The sequence below is a fragment of the Neorhizobium sp. SHOUNA12A genome (genome assembly GCF_023006505.1).
Lineage (GTDB): Bacteria > Pseudomonadota > Alphaproteobacteria > Rhizobiales > Rhizobiaceae > Neorhizobium.
In genome coordinates this window covers 1-19,780 of record NZ_JALBGV010000052.1, presented here as the reverse complement: position 1 = coordinate 19,780, position 19,780 = coordinate 1, and the positions used below count along the sequence as shown (strand labels likewise).

13 protein-coding genes and 1 pseudogene are annotated in these 19,780 nt (G+C 62.8%); 13 read left to right on the top strand and 1 reads right to left on the bottom strand.

Annotation, left to right across the window (positions count from 1 at the left end; translation table 11 throughout):
* Window positions 1-139 precede the first annotated feature (139 nt).
* Window positions 140-1,153 carry an amidohydrolase family protein gene (locus MOV63_RS21120; RefSeq protein ID WP_038546876.1) on the top strand — a complete coding sequence of 338 codons (1,014 nt, stop codon included), beginning with the start codon at window positions 140-142 and terminating at the stop codon, window positions 1,151-1,153.
* 54 nt (window positions 1,154-1,207) lie between these two features.
* On the opposite strand, the gene MOV63_RS21115 is transcribed toward MOV63_RS21120, so the two are convergent.
* Window positions 1,208-2,011 carry an MBL fold metallo-hydrolase gene (locus tag MOV63_RS21115; protein WP_247036533.1) on the bottom strand — a complete coding sequence of 268 codons (804 nt, stop codon included), beginning with the start codon at window positions 2,009-2,011 and terminating at the stop codon, window positions 1,208-1,210.
* Window positions 2,012-2,207: 196 nt separating this feature from the next.
* On the opposite strand from MOV63_RS21115, the gene MOV63_RS21110 reads away from it, so the two are divergent.
* The 12 genes and pseudogenes from MOV63_RS21110 to MOV63_RS21055 all read left to right on the top strand — a co-directional run.
* Window positions 2,208-3,287: an acyltransferase gene (locus tag MOV63_RS21110; RefSeq protein WP_247036531.1), complete on the top strand. Its 1,080-nt coding sequence runs from the start codon at window positions 2,208-2,210 to the stop codon at window positions 3,285-3,287.
* Window positions 3,288-3,347: 60 nt separating this feature from the next.
* Window positions 3,348-3,929, top strand: a complete 582-nt coding sequence (locus tag MOV63_RS21105) for a DUF2239 family protein (protein ID WP_247036529.1) — start codon at window positions 3,348-3,350, stop codon at window positions 3,927-3,929.
* Between the two features lie 167 nt (window positions 3,930-4,096).
* Window positions 4,097-4,900, top strand: a complete 804-nt coding sequence (locus MOV63_RS21100) for an SDR family NAD(P)-dependent oxidoreductase (RefSeq protein ID WP_247036527.1) — start codon at window positions 4,097-4,099, stop codon at window positions 4,898-4,900.
* A 324-nt stretch (window positions 4,901-5,224) separates the two neighbouring features.
* Entirely contained in the window at window positions 5,225-7,081 is a 1,857-nt protein-coding gene (locus MOV63_RS21095) for a TRAP transporter large permease subunit (RefSeq protein ID WP_247036575.1), read from the top strand.
* Window positions 7,082-7,127: 46 nt separating this feature from the next.
* Window positions 7,128-8,147 (top strand): TRAP transporter substrate-binding protein, encoded by a 1,020-nt coding sequence (locus MOV63_RS21090; protein WP_038591116.1) that lies wholly within the window; start codon window positions 7,128-7,130, stop codon window positions 8,145-8,147.
* A gap of 35 nt (window positions 8,148-8,182) precedes the next feature.
* Window positions 8,183-9,058, top strand: a complete 876-nt coding sequence (locus MOV63_RS21085) for an IclR family transcriptional regulator (RefSeq protein WP_247036525.1) — start codon at window positions 8,183-8,185, stop codon at window positions 9,056-9,058.
* A gap of 16 nt (window positions 9,059-9,074) precedes the next feature.
* The gene (locus tag MOV63_RS21080) at window positions 9,075-10,244 is read left to right on the top strand and encodes an acetyl-CoA acetyltransferase (protein ID WP_247036516.1); all 1,170 of its coding nucleotides are present in this window, start codon (window positions 9,075-9,077) and stop codon (window positions 10,242-10,244) included.
* Window positions 10,241-11,872 (top strand): annotated as a pseudogene (locus MOV63_RS21075) (acyl-CoA synthetase); the annotation flags it as partial. The gene MOV63_RS21080 and the pseudogene MOV63_RS21075, both read left to right, overlap by 4 nt.
* Before the next feature lie 132 nt (window positions 11,873-12,004).
* The gene (locus MOV63_RS32865; protein WP_309500844.1) at window positions 12,005-12,745 is read left to right on the top strand and encodes a PCC domain-containing protein; all 741 of its coding nucleotides are present in this window, start codon (window positions 12,005-12,007) and stop codon (window positions 12,743-12,745) included.
* A 2-nt stretch (window positions 12,746-12,747) separates the two neighbouring features.
* The gene (locus MOV63_RS21065) at window positions 12,748-13,497 is read left to right on the top strand and encodes an SDR family NAD(P)-dependent oxidoreductase (RefSeq protein ID WP_247036514.1); all 750 of its coding nucleotides are present in this window, start codon (window positions 12,748-12,750) and stop codon (window positions 13,495-13,497) included.
* A gap of 137 nt (window positions 13,498-13,634) precedes the next feature.
* A complete protein-coding gene (locus MOV63_RS21060; RefSeq protein WP_247036512.1) occupies window positions 13,635-19,082 on the top strand; it encodes an alpha-2-macroglobulin family protein in 5,448 nt (1,815 codons plus the stop codon).
* Window positions 19,083-19,098: 16 nt separating this feature from the next.
* On the top strand, window positions 19,099-19,780 hold a 682-nt coding region (locus MOV63_RS21055; RefSeq protein WP_247036510.1), incomplete at its 3' end, for a transglycosylase domain-containing protein.

The following is a 19,780-nucleotide window of genomic DNA, read 5'->3' as shown; positions in this document are numbered from 1 at the left end:
CGTCTTCGCATTTTGCCGCGACGGAGCATGGTCGAGATCTCGACATCGCTCGGCTCGCGGATTTTTTAAACCCCTCGGGGGCACTGAACTTCCCTTAAGTTCGCGGTGCCGTAGCAGGGATAGACAGGAGGAGCATTCCATGAAGAAGATCGACGCTTTCAACCATATCTGGCCAAAGCCCTTTTTCGACAAGCTGATCGGCTATATCGGCACGATGACCGACGTCACCATGCGCAGCGGCGCGGTGCCGATGATGACCGATCTCGACCGTCGTTTCCAGGTGATGGACATGTTCGGCGGCGACTATCAGCAGGTCCTGTCGCTCGCTTCTCCGCCGCTTGAAAAGCTGGCCGGCCCCGAGCGCGCCTATGACCTCGGCCGGATCGGCAACGATTCCCAGAAGGAACTGTGCGACAAATATCCGGAACGCTTCCCGGCCTTCATCGCCACCGTGCCGATGGAAAACCAGGAATGGATGATGGCGGAAACCAAGCGGGTCGTCGAAGATCTCGGCGCCTGCGCGGTCCAGATCTTCACCAACTACAGCGGCAAGCCGCTCGACCTGCCGCAGTTCGAGCCCTTCTTCGAATATATGGCAAAGTCCGGCAAGCCGGTCTTCCTCCACCCGTCACGTGGTGCCAACTTCCCGGACTACCTGACCGAAGACCGTTCGGAATACGAGATCTTCTGGACCTTCGGCTGGCCGTATGAAACCTCGGCGGCAATGGCGCGCCTCGTCTTCTCGCGCATCTTCGACAAGTACAAGGGTCTCAAGGTCGTCACCCACCACGCCGGCGGCATGGTGCCCTTCTTCGAAGGCCGCGTCGGTGCCGGCTGGGACCAGATGGGCAAGCGCACATCCGACCGCGACCTCTCCACCGTGCTGAAGGCGCTGGAGCGCCCGCATCTCGAATATTTCAAGGAATTTTATGCGGACACGGCGAGCTTCGGTTCGACCAAGGCCATCGAGCACGCCATCGAATTTTTCGGTGAAGACCGGGTGCTTTTCGCGTCCGACGCGCCGTTCGATCCGGAAGGCGGCCCGATGTACATCCGCGAGACCATCAAGGTGCTCGACAACATGGACATCTCCGATGCCACCCGCCAGAAGATCTACGAGGGCAATGCCAAGAAGCTTCTCGGCCTGAAGTAAACGATCCGGTTTTCGGAATTATCGAACGCGCGGGTGGCAACACCCGCGCGTTTTTCATTTGGAAAGCCGGTCGATATAACGCCTGGCGGAGCGGGCAACGATCGCCTGACCGTCCTGGCGGACATTCTGGTGCGAAAAGGCGCCGTAGATCCGCTCGAAAGGCCAGGGCGCCAGCCGCTCGGCGACATCCGCCACCTCCGCGGCGCTGAGCGGCAGCATGTTGGGATAACTCCACATGAAGGAGACATGGTCGGTGCCCGGCGTGACCTGGACGATGTCGCCGGCGAGCAGCACGCCCTTGCCGTCCTCGCCCGTCCAATGCAGCACGGTGCCGCCGGCAAAATGCCCGCCGCCATGGACCAGCGTGACGGAAGAGGAGAGCACCAGCGCGTCCTCGTCCCAGAGCCGGACGTAATCAGATGGGCGGCAGATCCATTCCTTGTCGGCGGCATGCAGATAGATCGGTGCGTCGAAGGCCGCGGCCCAGTCCTGCATGGTCGTGTAATAATGCGGATGGGAGATCGCGATGGCGCTGAGGCCGCCCAGAGCCTGAACGATCTCCCTGGTCGCGTCGTCCAGCAGCGCGATGCAATCCCACAGGATATTTCCCGCCGGTGTACGCAGCAGCAGGGCGCGCTGGTTGATGGCGAAGGCTGGAGCAGTCTGGATCGCCATCAGATCCGGCTCGAGCTGAACCCAAGCATTTCGATGCGTCCGTGCAAGCTTTTCTGTCGTCGTCCAGGCCTGGCCGGAAGGCGGTATATATTGGCGCTCGTCTGTGCAGATAGGGCACGCTTCCGGCGCCTCTTCGGCCTCCGCGAAGGAGGTGCCACAGGCGCCGCAGAGAAAAATCGACATCGAAACCTCCCTCAGGATCTTGTGTGGGTCCTGTCATGAATTTGATAGGAAACGATATTCCGCAAGGAAAGGGAAGTCCTTGGCGTTACCTGAGGCAGTCCAATCGGATACGCTCGTATTCTCGGGATGGATTCACCTTTTCCAAAGGCAGGTGCGATAGGGTCTGGCCTTAAGCTATTTCACCCCAGAGGATCGGATGACGGCCCCGAAGACGCCACGGCTGCTGAACCTGGATATCCTGCGCCTCGTCTCGGCGCTGATGGTGCTGACGTTCCACTACGGTTTTCGCATGCGGATTTCCGGCGAGGGTGGCGGTATCGGCTTTCCGGAACTCGCACCCTTTGCCATGTGGTTCGATGTTGGGCTGCTGATCTTCTTTGCCATTTCCGGCTATGTCATCACCATGTCGGCGGAAGGCCGCACGGCCTATGATTTTGCCGCCGGTCGTTTTGCCAGGCTCTGGCCGACCTTCATCGTCTGCGCGACGATTACCGCCGTCGTGCTCACCGTCTGGCATGTGCCGACCGTCGATCCGCCAACGATCAAACAATGGTTGGCACATGTCGTCATCATCTCGCGCGGCCTCGGCCAACCGTTCCTTGATGGCGCCTACTGGACGATCGCCTACGAGATCATCTTCTACTTCTGGGTTTTCCTGCTCATTGCCACCGGCCTTTTCGAGCGCGGCTGGCGCGTTGTCGTACTGGCGTGGCTGGCGATTTCGATCGTCAACGAGGCCTTCATCGGCAGCGGCGCGATCCAGAAATTGCTGATCACCGAATATTCCGGCTATTTCGCATTCGGCCTGGCGCTCTACAAGGTGAGGCAGCACGCTTGCCTGTCTAGCCTTTGGGTGCTTGCAGCCGCCGTCTGCTGGGCAATCGCCACACCCTTCCTGACAGAACCGGATTTCATCGCAACATACGGCCTGAGCCGCAGCGCCGTCGGGCTCGCGCTCATCGGGCTGCTGGCGCTTGCAGCGGTCGCGGTCTGCGCCACGGCGCCGTCGCTGCGCATTTCTCCGGCATTGGCGATCGGGCTCGGTGGCCTCACCTATCCGCTTTACCTGCTGCACCAGAATATCGGTTACGCGGTGTTTGCCCGTTTCGGCACGGATCAGAACCGCTGGCTCGTTGCCCTGGTGCTGGTTGCCGCCCTGCTCTTCGTCGCCTGGGTGATCGCAACGACCATCGAACCGGCGGCGCGGCGGGCGATCATCCGCGCTGCTGGTCATCTTCGCGTCGGTCTTGGCCGCCTGAGACAGCGGACCGCCTGATCCCGGATTGACGATCCTATTTTACCCGGATAAATCTGCATCTCAATACAGAGGAAGCAGATGGCGGATTTTCATTGGACAGCTTTTTGGGGTGAAATCCGTATTGCGGGTGGATCCCCGGCCGAGGTCGTCACGGCGATCAAGGCCGGTGGCCATGAAAGCGCTCTGGTCTTCGACGATGCGACCGGAAAGCCGGTCGATCTCGATCTGCGTGGTACTCTCGAAGATTGTCTCAGTCGTCTTCCCACGAACAACGTGGAGCCTGTCGAGCCGGTGGAGCGGCGGCCCGGCCGGCCGAAGCTTGGCGTGGTGCCACGCGAGGTGACATTGCTGCCGCGGCATTGGGAATGGCTCGGTCAGCAGCCGGGCGGCGCCTCCGTGGTGCTGCGCAAACTCGTCGACGCAGCACGTGCCGCCGGTAGTGCGGGAGATGATAGGCGCCGGGCTCAGGAGTCCGCCGATCGCTTCATGCGGGCGCTCGGCGGCGATCAGCCGGGATACGAGGACGCGGCGCGGGCGCTTTATGCGGGGCAGGAGGATCGCTTCAGGGAGCTGACGGAGAGCTGGCCGAGGGATGTCCGGGACCATGCTCGATATCTCGCCCGAGGTGCATTCCGGACTGGCCCCGCGGAAGAAAAGTAAATCCTGCTATGTCGGGGTAGTCGGCGGGAAATGCCGCGGACTCAGGTCATGCCGAGCGGTTGGGTCCTTTTTGAACATGTTCTGTCCGCGATTGAACATGGACCTGCTGACAACCGCACCCTAAGTTGTTTCGAGCCGCCGGGGAGGGCGGTTTGGAGGAGCAATTTATGGATCGCATGAAGAATAAGGTTGTTCTCGTTTTCGGCGCCGGCTCGGTCGGCCCGGGTTTCGGGAACGGCAAGGCCGCCGCCGTCGCCTATGCCCGCGAGGGCGGCAGCGTCGTCTGCGTCGACGTCGATCTCGAGGCGGCGAGGAACACGGTCGACGTCATCCAATCCGAGGGCGGTTCAGGCCTGGCGCTCGCCGCCGACGTCACCAGATCCAGTGATATTTCTGCCGTTGTCGAAGCGACCATGGAGCGTTTTGGCCGCATCGACGTGCTGCACAACAATGTCGGCATCAACCTGCCGGGCGGTGCGGCGGAGGCAACCGAAGAGAGTTGGCGCAAGGTGATGGACGTCAACCTGACCAGCGCCTTCCTCACCTGCAAGGCCGTTCTGCCGATCATGGAGAAACAGGGCGGCGGGGCGATCATCAACATCTCGTCGCTCGCCTCCATCAGGTGGACCGGCTACCCCTACGTTTCATATTATGCATCGAAGGCCGCGCTCAATCACTTCACGCGGGCGATTGCGATCGAATATGCGGCCAAGGGCATCCGCGCCAACGCGATTCTGCCGGGGGTGATGGACACGCCGCATATCCAGAAACAGATCAGCGGCTATTATGGTTCTGCCGAGGAGATGAAGGCCAAAAGGGACGCGCTTTCGCCGATGAAACGGCAGGGGGATGGCTGGGATATCGCCTGGGCCGCGGTTTTCCTCGCATCCGACGAGGCGAAATACATCACCGGCGTGGAACTCCCGATTGACGGCGGGCTGCATGTGACGGTGTCCGGTAGCTTGAGCTGAGGCGATCCAAGGTACGGTGTAAGCCAGTCCATACTATGGATCGTCTTTCAAGTTTTATCATCTTCCGGCAAATTCAAGCTTGCCTAATTTAACTGTTTTCAGCAAACTCCGGCAACTTGAAGAGAACAAGATCCAGATAATGGACCACTGCGGATGGCTGGAGGAGCCGGACGTCGGGAGAAGAAGCGGTGACGCCGGAGAGGGGTGTCATCCGCCTGGATTTGCGGCTTGATCGCGATCGATCCGGAGCGTTTCTTTCGCCTGTCCCCTTCGCAGCATAGAGGAGGATGACGCGTGACGGCAGCCCAGAATACAATCGAGCCCATGGACGAGGCCTCGCTGCTCGCCGGCCTCGAAGGCGTGGCGCCGCAGCAGAGCGGCTCCGTCTGGATGCGGCCGGTGGAGGCGATTGCTGCCGCGCTTCTCGTCGGGATCATCGCGCTTCTGTTGGCCGGAGTTGTTTCCCGCTACGTTTTTTCGCTGCCGATCGTCTGGATCGACGAGGTGGCATCGATCTCTTTCCTCTGGCTTGCCATGCTCGGCTCGGCCATGGCCGTAGACCGCAGCGAACACCTGCGGCTGACGCTCTTCGTGGGCATGCTGCCCGAAAGGACGCGTGGACTGGCGAACACGCTGGCCTTGCTGCTGATGGCGCTTTTCCTTGGAGTGATGTTGCGCCCGGCTTATGAATACGCGATCGAGGAATCCTACATCACCTCGGCGGCGCTCAATATTCCGATGAGCTTTCGCGCTGCGGCCCTGCCGGTCGGTGTTGGGTTGATGTTGATCCTCGCGGTTATCAACGCGCTGAAGGGATCGACCTTAAGGCAGGTCGCGATATCGGTGGTGATCATCGCCGCGGCGACCATGTTCCTCTGGCTCGTTGGGCCGGGCCTCAAGCAGATCGGTAACTGGAACATCCCGATCTTCCTCGTCGGTTTCGTGGCGTTGTTTCTCGTGCTCGGCGTTCCGATCGCTTTCTGCTTCGGCCTTGGGACACTGGCATTCCTGACGTTCACGACATCAGTCCCGGTGTTCGTGATGATCGGCCGCATGGATGAGGGCATGTCGAGCATCATCCTGCTGTCGGTGCCGATCTTCGTGCTGCTCGGCTGCGTGCTCGATGCGACCGGCATGGGCAAGGCGATCGTCGAGGTGCTGGCCTCGCTGCTCGGCCACGTGCGGGCCGGGATGTCCTATGTGCTGCTCGGCTCGATGTTCCTGGTTTCCGGTATTTCGGGCTCCAAGGTCTCCGATATGGCGACCGTCGCGCCGGCGCTGTTTCCGGAAATGAAGCGCCGCGGCCACAGGCCGCCAGAGATGATCGCGCTTCTGGCAACCGGGGCGGCAATGGCGGAAACTGTGCCGCCGTCGATCGTGCTGATCGTGCTCGGCTCCGCCGCCGGCGTCTCGATCGCCGGGCTTTTCACGTCCGGCTTCGCGATTGCCATGGTCCTGCTTCTGGTCCTCGCGATCCTGGCGCGCTGGAAGGCGCGGCACGAATCCATGGCCGGGGTGCGCCGGGCACCGCTGACGGTGATCAAGAAAGCGCTGCTGGTCGCCGCGCCGGCACTGGTTTTGCCTTTCCTGATCCGCACCGCAGTCGGCGAAGGCATTGCCACCGCGACGGAAGTTTCGACGATCGCCGTCCTCTACGCGATGATCATCGGGGCGACGCTCTACGGCGGTATCAGCCTGAAGAAGCTCTATGAGATGCTGGTGGAGACGGCGGCACTTTCCGGCGCGATCCTGATGATCCTGGGTGCCGCTTCCGCCATGGCCTGGGCACTGACCCAGACGGGCTTCGCAGCCCAACTTGTGCAGGCGGTCCAAGGCCTGCCGGGTGGTTGGATGACCTTCATGGGTGTCACCATCCTGATATTCATGGTGCTCGGCTGCGTGCTGGAAGGCCTGCCGGCGATCGTGCTGATGGCGCCGATCATGTTTCCGGTCGCCCGCTCGCTCGGCATCAACGATATCCATTATTCCATGGTGGTGGTGACGGCGATGAATATCGGCCTGATGACGCCGCCGATTGGCATCGGTTTCTACATCGCCTGCAAGATCGGCAATGTTTCGCCGGACGAAGCGATGAAAGCCATCTGGCCCTATATCGGCGCGCTGATGATCGGCCTTCTGGTGATCGCAGCCGTGCCCTATTTCTCGACCGCCTTTCTCTAGAGGCTGTGAGGCAAAAAACTGGGAACTGAATTCGGAGGAGGATTTCATGAACGTCAATCGCAGAACGCTTCTTTTGGGCGCGGCCACGACCGGCATCGCTACGACCTTTTCGATCCGCACGCGGCCGGCCAATGCCGCCGAGTTCACCTATAAGTTCGCCAACAACCAGACGCTGACGCACCCGATGAACACTCGCGCCAAGGAGGCTGTCGCCAAGATCCTGGAGGAGAGCGGTGGTCGCATGGCGATCAATATCTTCCCGTCGAGCCAGCTCGGCGCCGATACGGACATGCTGAACCAGGTGCGTTCGGGCGGCGTCGAAATGTTCAGCCTTTCGCCGATCATCCTGTCGACCCTGGTGCCCAATGCCTCGCTCAACGGCGTCGGTTTCGCGTTCCCGAGCTACGACAAGGTCTGGCCAGCCATGGACGGCGAACTCGGCAAATATGTTCGCGGCGAGATCGAGAAGAAGGGGCTGCTGACGCTCGAAAAGATCTGGGACAACGGTTTCCGGCAGATCACCTCGTCCAAGGGGCCGATCGAAAAGCCGAAGGATCTCGAAGGCTTCAAGATCCGCGTGCCGGTCAGCCCGCTCTGGACCTCGATGTTCACCGCCTTCGGTTCGGCGCCCGCCAGCATCAACTTTGCCGAAACCTATACCGCATTGCAGACCGGCATCGTCGACGGACAGGAAAATCCACTCGCCATCCTGACGACGGCAAAGCTGTTCGAGGTGCAGAAATACGTCTCGATGACGAACCACATGTGGGATGGTTTCTGGATTCTCCTCAACCGCCGCTCCTGGCAGGCGCTGCCGGCAGATCTGCAGGGGATCGTCTCTAAGCACTTCAACGCCGCCGCCGAGCTGCAGCGCAAGGACGTCATGGGCCTCAACGCCACCGTCCAGGCCGAACTCGAAGGCAAGGGCATGAAGTTCAACAAGCCGGACGGCGCGCTTTTCCAGGAAAAGCTGCGCGCTGCCAATTTTTACAAGGACTGGAAGTCGAAATACGGCGACGAGGCCTGGGCGATCCTCGAAAAGGCTATCGGCAAGTCATTGAGCTGATCGGTGGCGGCCATGCATCTGATGGGAAACGGCATATGCAACAGGTGATCGAGATCCCCTCGGGTCTTCGGGAAGGTGCCGTTTCCGGCTCGCAGGCGGTGGAGCGGGCGCTGCAGCTTCTCTCTATCGTCGGCCGCGGCGCGGAAAAGGGTGTCGCGCTCGCCGATGTGGTCGCCGATAGCGGCCTCAACAAACCCACTGCCCGGCGGCTGCTGATGGCGCTGATGCGCTCCCGCCTCGTCGAGCAGGACGAACTTACCCGCCGATATTATCTCGGCGGGGAACTTTACGTCCTCGGCATGCTGGCCTCTCGCCGGCACGGCCTTCTGGAAATGGCGGGCGAAAGCCTGAAGCGGCTTTCCGGCAAATCGGCCGACACCAGCTTCGTCTCGATGCGGCGTGACGACTACGCCGTCTGTCTGCATCGCGAGGAGGGCACGCATCCGGTGCGCACCCACGCGCTGCTGACCGGCGACCAGAACCCGCTCGGTGTCGGCGCCGGATCACTTGCGATGCTGGCTGCATTGCCGGACGCGGAAGTCGAGGGGGTCCTCGGCCGTATTGAAGGCGTCATTGCCGCGCAATATCCGGGCTATTCGCCGGACATCATTCGCGAGGATGTCGGCCGCACACGCGAGCTTGGCTACGCGCTCAATCCAGGGCGAGTCATCGCCAATTCCTGGGGGATCGGCATGGCGATCCTGCTGCCCGACGGACGGCTTGCAGGAGCCTTGTCGATTGCCGCGATCGACAGTCGCATGGGTGAGGCGCGTCAGAAGGAGCTTGCCGGGCTGCTGGCACATGAGGTCGATCGGGTGCAGGGCAAGCTGAAATCGCTGTTCAGTTCGGAGAAACCGGCGCCTCGAAAGGCGCCGCAGGCGGCACGGCCGAGAACACCGGAACGGGTTTGAAACGAAGGAGAAGGTCATGGCAGGAGCGCAGATCGTCGGTTGGGCGCATTCGAAGTTCGGCAAGTCCGAAGCGGCCTCGACGCGGGAATTGATGGCCGAGGTGATCAATCCGGCCCTCGAACATGCCGGCATCACGGCCAGGGATGTCGACGGCATTTTCGTCGGCGTGTTCAACAACGGTTTTTCCAAGCAGGATTTCCAAGGCGCGCTGGTGGCGATGGCGGCCGACGGGTTCGACCATGTGCCGGCGGTGCGGATGGAGAATGCCTGCGCCACCGGTTCGGCGGCGCTTTATACAGCGCTCGACTTCATCGCTGCCGGCCGCGGCAAGATCGCGCTGGTCGTCGGTGCGGAAAAGATGACGGCACTGCCCACCAAGGAGACGGGCGACATCCTGCTGTCGGCCTCATACCGCGAGGAGGAGGCCGATGTCGAAGGCGGCTTCGCCGGCCTCTTCGGCCGCATCGCCAGCCATTATTTCCAGCGTTATGGCGACCGTTCGGAAGAGCTGGCGATGATCGCGGCCAAGAACCACGCGAACGGCATGAAGAACCCCTATGCGCATATGCAGAAGGATTTCGGCTTCGACTTCTGCAACACTGTGTCCGACAAGAATCCCTATGTGGCAGCGCCGCTGAGGCGCACCGACTGCTCGCTGGTTTCGGATGGTGCGGCCGCCCTGGTGATTGCGGCGCCCGAAGTCGCGGCTGGCATGAAGCGCGCCGTCGCCTTCAAGGCGCATAACCATGTCAACGATATCCTCGCCATGTCGCGGCGCGACCCGATCGCCTTCGACGGCGCACGCATGGCTTGGCAGAAATCCCTGGCCGAGGCGGGCGTTTCGCTCGACGATCTGAGCTTCGTCGAAACCCATGACTGCTTTACGATCGCCGAGCTCATCGAATACGAGGCGATGGGGCTTGCCAAGCCCGGCGAGGGTTACCGCGTCATCCGCGAAGGGATCACCCGCAAGGACGGCCGCCTGCCGGTCAATCCGTCCGGCGGCCTGAAATCCAAGGGCCATCCGATCGGCGCAACCGGCGTTTCCATGCATGTCATGGCGGCGATGCAGCTCTGCGGCGAGGCGGGCGACATGCAGCTGCCGAAGGCGACAATGGCCGGTGTGTTCAACATGGGCGGCGCCGCCGTTGCTAATTACGTGTCCATCCTGGAGCGGACGAAATGAATGCGACGACCTCGGTTGGCGTCGGCGGTCGGACTGAGCCGAAGGGCGGGCTCAACCCCCGCTCGACGCGGGTGATGAACCTTGCCCGCTTCGTGACGCAGGCGATGCGCCGCGAGCCGCAGGGTATCGCCCTGGTCTGGGCCGAGAAGACCTGGACCTGGGAAGAGTTCGAGACCCGCATCGACGCGATGGCTGCGGCGCTGCAGCAGCGTTTCGGGGTGAGCAAGGGCGATCGCATCCTCGTCCAGTCGCAGAACTGCAACCAGATGTTCGAGAGCATGTTCGCCTGTTTCCGGATCGGCGCCGTCTGGGTGCCGACCAATTTTCGGCAGACCCCGGAAGAGGTCTCCTATCTCGCCAAGGCGAGCGGCGCGACCGGCCTGATCTGCAATGCTTCGTTTCCGGATCACGCCCGGGTGGTGCGCGAAAGCAATCCCGAAATCGGTTTCGTTGCTGCGATCGGCGAAGCGGATTTCGGACCCTCCTACGACGCTCTCGTGGAGGAATTCCGGGGCAGAAAACCGGCCGAAGCGGGGGTCGAACGGGATGATCCCTGCTGGTTCTTCTTCACGTCGGGCACGACCGGGCGGCCGAAGGCGGCGGTGCTGACCCATGGCCAGATGGCTTTCGTGATCAACAACCATCTCTGCGACCTGATGCCCGGCGTCACCTCCGCCGACGCGGCGCTGGTCGTCGCCCCGCTTTCGCATGGCGCTGGCGTGCATCAACTCACTCAGGTGGCGCATGGGGTGAAAACCATCCTGTTGCCGACCGAAAAGTTCGATATCGATGCCGCCTGGGCACTGATCGAAAAGTGGCGCGTCTCGACCATGTTCACAGTGCCGACTATCCTGAAGCTGCTGGTCGAGCATCCGGCGGCCGAGACATACGACCACTCCTCGCTGCGCTACGTCATCTATGCGGGCGCGCCGATGTATCGCGAGGACCAGAAGCGGGCGCTGAAAAGCCTCGGGCCGGTGATCGTGCAATATTTCGGGCTCGGCGAGGTGACGGGAGCGATCACCGTCCTGCCGCCAGCCTTGCATACCGCCGAGGACGGCGAAGCCGCCAGGATCGGCACCTGCGGCATGGAGCGCACCGGCATGCAGGTGTCGATCCAGAACGATGCGGGCGAAGAGGTCGGGCCTTACGAGACCGGCGAGATCTGCTGCATCGGCCCGGCGGTCTTTGCCGGTTATTACGACAATCCCGAGGCCAACGAGAAGGCGTTCCGCAACGGCTGGTTCCGAACGGGCGATCTCGGCCATATGGATGAGGAGGGTTTCCTCTACATTACCGGCCGCGCCTCGGACATGTACATCTCCGGCGGTTCGAACGTCTACCCGCGCGAGATCGAGGAGAAGCTCCTCACCCATCCGGCAATCAGCGAGGTGGCCGTGCTCGGCGTGCCCGATCCGCTCTGGGGCGAAGTCGGCATCGCCGTCTGTGTCGCCAAGCCCGGTTCGGCGGTGACCGAGAAGGACCTGTTCGCCTTCATCGACGGCAGGATGTCCCGCTACAAGATGCCGAAACGCTTCATCTTCTGGGACGCGCTGCCGAAATCCGCCTATGGCAAGATCACCAAGAAGATGATCCGCGAAGAACTGCAGGCGCGCGGCGAGCTTGACGATAAGTCGGCTAACGATCTGCCGGGGCTGCGCCAACTCAAGCATCCGGGCCCTGTCGCACCGATCAGGCGCGAGGCGGTGCGAACCGCGCTGAAGCCGGTCGAGGGCGTGCTGCGGCCGGGAGAGGTTTTCATGGCCGAGGTGGCGCGCGTTTTCGCGGAGGCTGGCTGCAAGGGTGGTTTCGTCAATATCGAAGGTGGGGCCTGCGATCCGTTCCGTTATGTCCTGCCGGCCTTCTCTCCGGACGAGGATCATGCAGCCTGGTACAGCGCCACTTTCGCGCCAGAAGCGGGCGGCAAATTCCACTCGGCGACTGCGATGGTGGGTGAGCGGGACGGCACGCCGTTCCTGCATTGCCACGGCATCTGGGATACCAGCGAAGGGGCTCTGCGCATGGGGCATGTGTTGCCCTTCGACAGCATCGTCAGCGGTCCGATCACGGTCAAAGGTTATGGCAGCGCCACCGCGACCTTCTCCTCCATCCCCGATCCGGAGACGAATTTCACGCTGTTTTCCGCCAAGGGCGAGAGCGGCGGGGGCAACGGCATTCTGCTGCGGATCCGGCCGAACGAGGATGTCGGTTTGGCAATCGAGGAAGTCTGCCGCGAGCATGGCATCGAGAGCGCCCGCATCTACGGCATCGGCAGCATCAACGAGCCCGTGTTCGAGGATGGGCGCCGCGTGGTCTGCCTCGCGACCGAGATCGCCATCGAGAACGGCGTGCTCGAAATGACGCCGGATGGGCTTCAGGCCTCGATCGATGCCGCGGTCGTCGATACGGATGGCGTGATCTATCACGGCCGGCTGGCGCGGGGCGACAATCCCGTCGGCGTCACCTTCGAACTGGTCATCATCAACAATCGGGAGAGCTGAACATGCGCAGCGTCGTCGTCACGGGTGCGGGATCGGGTATCGGCCTTTCAACGACGGAGCTTCTGATCGAAGCCGGCTGGCACGTGCTGGCCGCCGACCGCGATGCTGCGGCGCTTGACCGGTTGGCGGAACGTCTCGGCAATCGGGCCGGTCTCCTCACCACCGTCCTCCTCGACATCACCGACGAAAAGGCGATCGCGGGTTTCGCGGAACGCTGCCAGGCTCTTCAAAACCCGCTGCAGGCACTGGTCAACAGCGCCGGTGTCGGTTCGAATGTTCGGTTCGCCGATACCACGACCGATCAGCTTCGGCGGATGTACGAGGTCAACGTCGTCGGCGCGTTTGCGCTGTCTCAGGCGCTGGCGCCGATCATGCGGGAAAACGGCGGCGGTTCGATCGTGCATATCGCCTCGGTCTCTGGCATCAAGGGCAATCTCGGCCGCTCTGCCTATGGCGCATCGAAGGGCGCGCTGGTGACGCTCACCAAGATCATGGCGGTCGAACTTGCCGACGACCTGATCCGCGTCAACGCCATTGCGCCGGGTCCGATCGAGACGCCGATGGTCAAGGAGAACCACACGGCAGTGACGCGTGAAGAGTGGAAGCGCACCGTGCCGATGCGCCGTTACGGTCGGCCGGAGGAGATTGCCACGGCAATCGCCTTTCTCGTCGACGAACGCCAATCCTCCTATGTGACCGGCCAGATTCTGGCCGTCGACGGCGGATTCACGGCTGCCGGGCTGATGGCCTGAACCGTTCCGGCACGACATTCGTCATATGACAATCTCTTCACGAAAATAGGTGGCTCGACTCATCGACGCTCGTTGACAAGTCACGGGATAGATTAGAAAACTGCCGACTTCCGACGGCAGCCACGGGGGGACTTTCAATGTCTAGGCGCGCGTTATTCGGCTTTCTCGCTCTCATCGTTTCCGCTTTCGCTCTCGTCTCGCCGCTGACTGCGGCCGACCGGCGGATCGAAAGCACTCCGAACAGCGATTATCTCGGTTTCGATCTTCGAACCGTGAAGAATGTCAGCCAGCCCCAGTGCGAGGCGGCCTGCATCGGCGACAATGCCTGCAAGGCTTTCACCTATAACGAGAAAGCCAAATGGTGCTTCCTCAAGTCGGATTACAGCCAGCTCAACCCGTTTCCGGGTGCCACCGCCGGCAAGATCGTCGTAACCGCCGTTGAACCCGATATCGGCGCCCCGCCAAAACTGTCCTTCCTCTCGGAAGAAGTTCTCCAGCAGGCGCGCGATCAGAAAGATGGGCTGACGCTTGGCGACAACCAGCAGGGTTACGGCGTCGAAAATTTGAAGACGATCGCCCAGGGCCAGGTTCTGGCCGGCAATATCGATACGGCCGTCTACAATTTCAAAGGCGCGCTCTCGGTCATCCCCGACGACGGTGCGCTGTGGATCGAGCTTGCCCGTGCTGCCAGCACCGCGAAGAACAACACCACGGTCGACGGCGAAGGCACGCTTGCCGCCGTCAACGGCTATCAGCTTTCACGCACGACGCAGACCCGCGCCGATGCGCTGGCGGTTCTCGGGGCCGCGCTTGCCAAGCAGCAGAATTATCGCGCCGCGCTCAATGCCTACAAGGCGAGCCTTGCGCTGGTGAATGCCCGCACCGTTCAGGCCGCCTATAACGACCTGCGTGAACGCCAGGGTTTCCGCGTGACCGGCAACACGGTCGATGCCGACAGCGCTAATCCGCGCGTCTGCGTTCAATTCTCCGAACCGCTGGTGAAGATCGGCGCCGATTACGCACCCTTCGTCGTGCTCAACGGTCAGGCGCCGAAGGCGATGGAGGCCAAGGACAGCCAGATCTGCGTCGAAGGCCTCACCCATGGTCAGCGCTACAAGCTGTCGCTGCGCCGTGGCCTGCCCTCTTCCGTCGACGAGCCGCTCGCGGCACAGGTCGATATCGATGTCTATGTCAAGGATCGTTCGGCGACCGTGCGGTTCACCGGCGACAGTTTCGTGCTGCCGTCGACCGCGCGCCGCGGCATTCCGATCGTTTCGGTCAATACCGAGAAGGCCAATCTGAAGCTCTACAGGGTAGGGGACCGCAGCATCGCCCCGCTGCTCGCCAACTCGCAGTTCCTGACCCAGATGGACGGCTATAACGCCACCCAGATCCAGGAGCAGAGCGGCGAACTGGTCTGGCAGGGCACGATCGATATCGCCCAGGATCTCAACAAGGACGTGGTGACCAGCTTCCCCGTCGACGAGGCTTTGCCGACCCGCAAACCCGGCGTCTACATGCTGACGGCGGCCGCCGCCAATGCGACGAGCCAGGAATACGATACCAAGGCGACACAATGGTTCGTGGTGTCGGATATCGGTCTCACCACCTATGCCGGCACGGACGGTCTCAACGTCTTTGCCCGCTCGCTCGGCAGCGCCAAACCGATGGTCGGCGTCGACCTGCAGCTTCTCGCCAAGAATAACGAAATCCTCGGCACGGCGAAGACCGATGCGGATGGCCGCGCGGTGTTTACCGCCGGCCTGATGCGCGGCACGGCGGCGATGGTGCCGGCGGTGCTGGCGGCCCAGAACAACGGCCAGGACTATGTCTTCCTCGACATGGCCCGCGCCGGCTTCGATCTGTCCGACCGCGGCGTCACCGGCCGTCCGGCGCCTGGCGCGATCGACATCCTGCCCTGGACCGAACGGGGCATCTACCGCCCCGGCGAAACCGTGCATGCCTCAGCGCTCGCCCGCAATATCGATGCGACGGCGATCGAGAACCTGCCGCTCACCTTCGTTTTCCTGCGGCCGGATGGCGTCGAGGATCGGCGCATGGTCAACAACGGTTCGCTCGGCGGTTACACGCTCGACCTGCCGCTGCTGGCCACCTCGATGCGCGGCACCTGGACGATGCAGATCTTCACCGATCCCAAGGGGTCGGCGATCGGCGAAAAGACCTTCCTCGTCGATGATTTCGTGCCGGATCGCATCGAATTCGACATGACCAGCGACGCCAAGGATATCGCGGTCGGGGAACCGGTGCCAGTCAGTATCGACGGCCGTTATCTCTATGGCGCACCAGCGGCCGGCCTCAATCTCGAAGGCGAGATCGCTCTGAAGACGACGCGCGAAAATCCGGCCTTCCCGGGATACCAGTTCGGCCTCGTCGATGAAGAGGCGAGCGAAGCGGTTCGCATTCCGCTGGAGGAGCTCGAACCGCTCGACGACGACGGCAAGGCGACCTTCGACGCGACCGTTTCCGAAGCGCCTTCGACGACGCAGCTCGTCAACGCCGATATCGTGGTGCGCATGCAGGAGGCAGGCGGGCGGGCGATCGAGCGTTCGATCACCCTGCCGGTCAAGGCGGAAGGTGCGCGGATCGGCATCAAGCCGGAATTTTCCGGCGATCTCGGCGAAAACTCTGTCGGCAATTTCACCGTGATCATGGTGGACGAGGCCGGCAAGAAGCAGGCGGTGCAGAACCTGCCCTGGAAACTGGTCAAGATCGACCGCGACTATCAATGGTATCGCGACGGCTCGTCCTGGCGGTATGAGCCGGTGACCCGCACCAGCCAGGCTGCCAACGGCACGGTGAATGTCACGGCGGACGGCGGCAAGGTTTCCGTTCCGGTCAAGTGGGGCCGCTACCGGCTCGAGGTCGAAACCGCCGATATCGGCGGACCCACCTCCAGCGTCGAATTCGATGCGGGCTGGTTCGTGACCGCGACCTCGACCGAAACCCCGGATGCGCTGGAAATCGCGCTCGATAAAAACAGCTACAAGGTCGGCGAGACGGCCAAGCTTAAGGTTTCGTCGCGTTACGCCGGCGAGCTGATGATCACGTCGGGTTCCGAGAGCCTGATAGCGGTCAAGACCGCGAGCATCGGCGCTAATGGCGGCGAGGTGGAAATCCCCGTCACTGCCGCCTGGGGTGCCGGTTCCTATGTCACCGCGACGCTTTATCGTCCCGGCCAGGCACAGGAAAGCCGCATGCCGATGCGCGCCATCGGCGTCACCTGGCTGAAGGTCGATCCGGAAAACCGCGATCTGCAGGTATCGATCACGGCGCCGGAAAAGACGCTACCGCGCCAGCCGCTGAATATCTCGCTGCAGGTCGCCGGAGCAGGCGCCAATCAGGACGCCTATGTCACCGTCGCTGCGGTTGATGTCGGCATCCTCAATCTGACGCGTTACCAGCCTCCGGCGCCGGACGACTGGTATTTCGGCCAGCGCCGCCTCGGCCTCGAAATCCGCGACCTCTATGGCCGCCTGATCGACGGCTCGCTCGGCGCGACCGGACGGTTGCGCACCGGCGGTGACGGCGGCAGTGCGGCGCTGCAGTCGAGCCCGCCGAAGGAAAAGCTGATCGCCTTCTTCTCCGGTCCGGTAAAGCTCGATGCGCAGGGCAAGGCGAATGTCTCCTTCGACATTCCGCAGTTCAACGGCACGGCGCGTGTCATGGCGGTTGCCTGGTCGAAGACCGGCGTCGGGCATGGCGTCAAGGACGTGGTGATCCGTGATCCAGTCGTGGTGACGGCCAGCCTGCCGCGCTTCCTGGCGCCTGGCGACCAGACCAATCTCAGGCTCGACATCGCCAATACCGATGCGCCGGCCGGCGATTACCAGCTCGCCATCACCACCAACAAGCCCGTCTCCGTCGATCAGAAGGGGACCGGAAAGATCACGCTCGCCGCCGGCGGCAAGTCGGATGTCACGCTGGCACTTCGCGGCGTCGAGCCGGGCGACGGGTCGATCTCGATCCGCCTTTCGAATGCGTCGGGCATGTCGCTGGACCAGGTGCTCGATATTCCGGTGCGGCCGGCTGCCATGCCGATCACCCAGCAGCGGCTTGTCGAGCTGAAGCCGGGTGCCAGCGTCACGGTCGATGCCAACCTGCTTGCCGACAGCATCCTGCCGGGTGCCTCGATCAGCGTGAATGTCAGCCGTTCCACCGCCTTCGACATCCCGGCGCTGCTGATGAGCCTCAGCCGTTATCCCTATGGCTGCGCCGAACAGACGACCAGCCGCGCCTTGCCGCTTCTCTACCTCAGCCAGATGGCGGTGCAGAATGGCCTTGCCGACGATACGGAAATCAAGAAGCGGGTCCAGGATGCGATCTATCGCGTGTTGTCCTACCAGTCCTCGGCCGGCAGTTTCGGCCTCTGGGGTCCGGGCGGCGGCGATCTGTGGCTCGATTCCTACGTGAGCGACTTCCTCAGCCGGGCCCGCGAACAGGGTTACGACGTCCCCGAACAGGCGCTCGTCCAGGCTCTCGACAGCCTGCAAAACTCGCTCGGCTTCACCAACAACATCAAGGATCAGGGCAACGAGATCGCCTATGCGCTCTATGTTCTCGCCCGCAACCGCAAGGCTGCGATCAGCGACCTGCGTTATTACGCCGACACGATGCTGAACGATTTCCCGACGCCGCTCGCCAAGGCCCATATTGCCGCGGCGCTGGCACTTTATGGCGATGCGCAGCGGTCAAAGAATATCTTTGCGGCCTCGCTGCAGATGTCGCAGGACGCGCGGATCCACCGGGTCAGCCTGTCGCGTTCGGACTACGGCTCGTCCTTGCGAGACGGTGCCGCGGTTCTGGCGCTCGCCGCCGAAAGCCGGCCGGTGCCGCCGATCGTCCCGGCACTCGCCACCATCGTCGCCAGGGAATGGGGGCAGAAGAAATATACCAGCACCCAGGAACAGACCTGGATGCTGCTCGCCGCCCGCGCGCTGCAGAACGGTGACGACGGTCTGCGCCTGCAGGTCAACGGCGCCGACCATCGCGGCACGCTGATGTCGCAGATGACCGGCGATGCGCTGATCGGTCATCCGCTGACCGTCAAGAACAACAGTGCCGATCCGCTGTCTGCCTCGATCACCACGGTCGCGGCGCCGGCACAGCCGCTGCCGGCCGGTGGTGACGGGTTCCAGATCACCCGGGCCTACTATTCGATGGACGGCGAGGAGGCCAATGTCAGCGAGGCGCAGCAGAACCAGCGTTATGTCGCGGTGATCAAGATCACCGAGAGCAACAACTGGCCGTCGCGCATCGTCGTCACCGACCTTCTGCCGGCCGGGTTCGAGATCGACAATCCGAGCATCGTCAACAGCGCCAGCCTTGCCAATTTCGATTGGATCGAGGAGGTGCAGGCAGCCCATACCGAGTTCCGCAACGACCGGTTCGTTGCGGCCTTCGACCGGAGCGCCGGCGACAACCGCGAGATCACGCTCGCCTATGTGGTCCGCGCCGTGACCCCCGGCGTCTACGATCATCCGGCGGCCCAGGTCGAGGACATGTATCGTCCGCAGTTCTCGGCCCGTACCGCAACCGGCAAGATGGAGGTGCTTGCCGCCCAGTAAGCGGCAGCTCGTTCCGATGAAGCTCAGGTGGAAACTTTCGATCGGTCTGGGTATCGGCCTCGGCGTAGCGGCGGGGCTGATCGTCGGCCTCGATGCGGCCGACAGGGCCTATCCGCCGCCGCTTGAAAAGGCGCGGGTGGTGTCCGCCGAAGTGCTCGACGCGGATGGCGAGCTGCTGCGCGCCTTCGCGACGCCGAAAGGCCGCTGGCGGCTTCGCACGAGCACCGAAAACGTCGACCCGCGTTTCCTGAAAATGCTGGTCGCCTATGAGGACCAGCGTTTCTACGAGCATGCCGGCGTTGATCCTTGGGCGCTCGGGCGAGCGATGCTGCAGCTCGTCACCAACGGTCATGTCGTCTCGGGGGCTTCGACGCTGTCGATGCAGGTGGCGCGGCTGATCGAGCCCCGCGAGAGCCGCTCCCTGACGGCAAAGCTCCGCCAGGTCGTGCGCGCGGTCCAGATCGAGCGGCGGCTGTCCAAGAAGGAAATCCTCGAACTCTACCTGACCCACGCGCCCTATGGCGGCAATCTCGAGGGTGTGCGGGCCGCAAGCCTTGCCTATTTCGGCAAGGAGCCGCGGCGGCTGACGGTGGCGGAAGCGGCGCTTCTGGTTGCCCTGCCGCAATCACCGGAGGGCCGGCGGCCGGACCGGCATTTCAAGATTGCTCAGGCGGCTCGCGAGCGGGTGCTGATGCGTT

Bases quoted from the DNA above. Each gene is read 5' to 3' on its own strand.
- MOV63_RS21120 (WP_038546876.1), top strand. From the start codon at position 140: ATGAAGAAGATCGACGCTTTCAACCATATCTGGCCAAAGCCCTTTTTC.
- MOV63_RS21115 (WP_247036533.1), bottom strand. From the start codon at position 2,011: ATGTCGATTTTTCTCTGCGGCGCCTGTGGCACCTCCTTCGCGGAGGCC.
- MOV63_RS21110 (WP_247036531.1), top strand. From the start codon at position 2,208: ATGACGGCCCCGAAGACGCCACGGCTGCTGAACCTGGATATCCTGCGC.
- MOV63_RS21105 (WP_247036529.1), top strand. From the start codon at position 3,348: ATGGCGGATTTTCATTGGACAGCTTTTTGGGGTGAAATCCGTATTGCG.
- MOV63_RS21100 (WP_247036527.1), top strand. From the start codon at position 4,097: ATGGATCGCATGAAGAATAAGGTTGTTCTCGTTTTCGGCGCCGGCTCG.
- MOV63_RS21095 (WP_247036575.1), top strand. From the start codon at position 5,225: ATGGACGAGGCCTCGCTGCTCGCCGGCCTCGAAGGCGTGGCGCCGCAG.
- MOV63_RS21090 (WP_038591116.1), top strand. From the start codon at position 7,128: ATGAACGTCAATCGCAGAACGCTTCTTTTGGGCGCGGCCACGACCGGC.
- MOV63_RS21085 (WP_247036525.1), top strand. From the start codon at position 8,183: ATGCAACAGGTGATCGAGATCCCCTCGGGTCTTCGGGAAGGTGCCGTT.
- MOV63_RS21080 (WP_247036516.1), top strand. From the start codon at position 9,075: ATGGCAGGAGCGCAGATCGTCGGTTGGGCGCATTCGAAGTTCGGCAAG.
- MOV63_RS32865 (WP_309500844.1), top strand. From the start codon at position 12,005: ATGGCCGAGGTGGCGCGCGTTTTCGCGGAGGCTGGCTGCAAGGGTGGT.
- MOV63_RS21065 (WP_247036514.1), top strand. From the start codon at position 12,748: ATGCGCAGCGTCGTCGTCACGGGTGCGGGATCGGGTATCGGCCTTTCA.
- MOV63_RS21060 (WP_247036512.1), top strand. From the start codon at position 13,635: ATGTCTAGGCGCGCGTTATTCGGCTTTCTCGCTCTCATCGTTTCCGCT.